Raw genomic sequence first — 2,346 nt, 5'->3', positions numbered from 1 at the left:
AATTTATAATAATCTTTATTTGACGGCATCATAGATTTAATATCAGCACTACTTAAATCAATAGATACCGCTTTGTTTTCTTTAAGTGGGAATTTATGCCAAATTTTCTCTAAAATTGGATTGGCTCTGCCGTTCTTAAACATCACAGCAACAACTGCTAATTTCCCATCTTTTGTAGCATGAACAAAATGAGTTTCAAGAGGGTATGAGGTGCCATTTATATTATTTTCACTTGGCGTGTGAAAATGAAATTGTTTTAATTCATATGTTTCCCCCTCAATTGTTAAGGTACTTCCACTTTGAATGTTTACTTGAACTGTATGACCATTATTAATGACATTTTTTGATGATGTTGTATAGTTAATATCCAATGGCGTTAGACTGATGTCTTTTGTAGCAACAATATTAATTGGTGTTTGCATTTTACCTTTGCCACACATAGAGAATTTTTCATCCATATCTCCCCAATGACTTGGACCTATCGCTCCTTTGTACCCCCAATGTATTTTGTGGTGAGGGCTTTGATGTTCTATATTTTGTGAGTGACTGGCATAACTTGTAGCTAAAAATATTGTAGCAATCGATAATGTAATAATTTTATTCATAATGTTGTATTTTTGTTTGTAATTTAATAGTTTGTTATAGTTATATATTTTATCATCTTTAACAACACAAGGTATAACGACTTAGTTCAGTGGTAGGCAAAAATCGCGACGCTTTTCGCATTGTTAGTGGTTTTATATAAGTTCATTTTTTACCAAATACCCGCGACCACCCTGTGCTAGGTAGTATAGGGCTGGCTGGTTCACATACACTGAAAGTGACAGCATATCATCTTCTACTAGCTTTGTTAACCAATATTTTGTTTTAGTAAGATCAATTGATAACTGGCATGCAATTTGTTGTGCTGATGTCTTATCTGTTTCTGTTTCTGATAATAGAAGAAGAATTTTCTCCTCCTCATTGGTTGTTTTACTTATGCTTTGATTGTTGCTGGCAGTAATACCTTGTTTGATATCTAGTATTTCCTGTTCTAAAGAAATTATTTTTTGCTTAAGTTCTGCATTTTCAGTCATCAATTTGATGCGCTGCTCATGCATTTGAGCATGTTCTGATTGTATTGAGCCAATCATGCTTTGAATATTTCGAAGTTCACTGGCAAACTTCCTATCTTTCACGCTATCTGTTAACTGCGTAACTAAACCAACTAAATCTTTAATTGCACCCATATCTATTCCTATTTTTATTGCCACTAACGCCCCTTATTTCTTTGATGTGTAACGTTTGAATTCAGCCGACGCGTTAGCGGTCGGTTTAGGTGGTTGATAATTTATGGATATTGTATTGCAAATTAGAGTTTGTTTTATACACTAACTGCTCCAATAAAACGGTAACCAGCATAAAACTCCCTTGTAGGGTAATGTGGCTTAAGGCATCAATAATATCAATATAGGAATGTTTTGATAATTCAATAGAATTTTGTATGCTTTTTTCTCCATCTTGCACTGTTGCTTTGTTCAACATTGTGGTAACAATATAAAAAGCAATAATTGCACTTCCGTTATTTGTTATTTTCTTAAGTTTGTCCGACATTTGACATTCAAAACTTTCTACTACTTGTTCGCCAACAAATTCACATAAAAAAGCGGCTGATTTTTTAAAAACATTTGCATTATTCGCACCGTTAATACATGGAAATTCAGCATGAATTCTTTTTATCATGTGGAATAATTTGTCTTCATTAACGACAATTATTGCAGCATTTGCCTCAACAAAACCATCAATTAATATCATGATTTCAGAATAATCTACAGTTTCATCGTTTGAAAATATCATTTTTTTACCTCAAAAAAAAACACCTAAAAAAGGTGCTTTTTATAATTTTAGTGTGAATTAATCATTCATTATTGCAAAAACTTTTTTTGCAGATTCAATGCCAATATTATGTAATTCTTTTAAATCACTGGTGCTATTAATTTCCTTAAAACCACCCTTAGAATTTGAGTTAGTAAAAGAATAATTGTCAATTTTAACAGTTTTAACAGTCCGTTCAGTGTCATTAATGCTAGTTTTTGCACGCATAACATTATTAAATTCTATACTAGATTGAGTTATTTTCATTAGTTTTTCTCCAACAATTATTAATGCACATTAGTTACTTAGGTGCAACATTAATATGAATTATATACTATACAACGGAATTATACAAATATGTATTTGAGACCTTTGCATAAATAGGAACAATCATCAGAAACCCACTTTTCACCCACTTGGCGATTTTTTAAACCCAGCCTTAGTCCTGCTAGGACAAGGTTTAAAGAAATCACCAAGTGGGCAAAAAATTGG

At 32.1% G+C, this 2,346-nt stretch carries 4 protein-coding genes; all 4 read right to left on the bottom strand.

The features are described 5' to 3' along the window. Positions 1 to 605: carbonic anhydrase (locus BBROOKSOX_RS10120; protein WP_139661616.1), on the bottom strand; the 605-nt coding region annotated here is incomplete at its 3' end. A gap of 132 nt (positions 606 to 737) precedes the next feature. Next, positions 738 to 1,253: a hypothetical protein gene (locus BBROOKSOX_RS10115; protein WP_139661613.1), complete on the bottom strand. Its 516-nt coding sequence runs from the start codon at positions 1,251 to 1,253 to the stop codon at positions 738 to 740. Between the two features lie 61 nt (positions 1,254 to 1,314). Beyond that, on the bottom strand, positions 1,315 to 1,836 hold the full coding sequence (locus BBROOKSOX_RS10110; RefSeq protein ID WP_139661611.1) for a hypothetical protein: 522 nt from the start codon (positions 1,834 to 1,836) through the stop codon (positions 1,315 to 1,317). A gap of 57 nt (positions 1,837 to 1,893) precedes the next feature. Then, a complete protein-coding gene (locus BBROOKSOX_RS10105) occupies positions 1,894 to 2,121 on the bottom strand; it encodes a hypothetical protein (RefSeq protein WP_139661608.1) in 228 nt (75 codons plus the stop codon). Between the last annotated feature and the right edge of the window lie 225 nt (positions 2,122 to 2,346).

It is taken from the genome of bacterium endosymbiont of Bathymodiolus sp. 5 South, from assembly GCF_900128535.1.
Lineage (GTDB): Bacteria > Pseudomonadota > Gammaproteobacteria > PS1 > Pseudothioglobaceae > Thiodubiliella.
The sequence above is the reverse complement of the archived record's forward strand: the minus strand, read 5'-3'. Positions and strand labels throughout refer to the sequence as shown.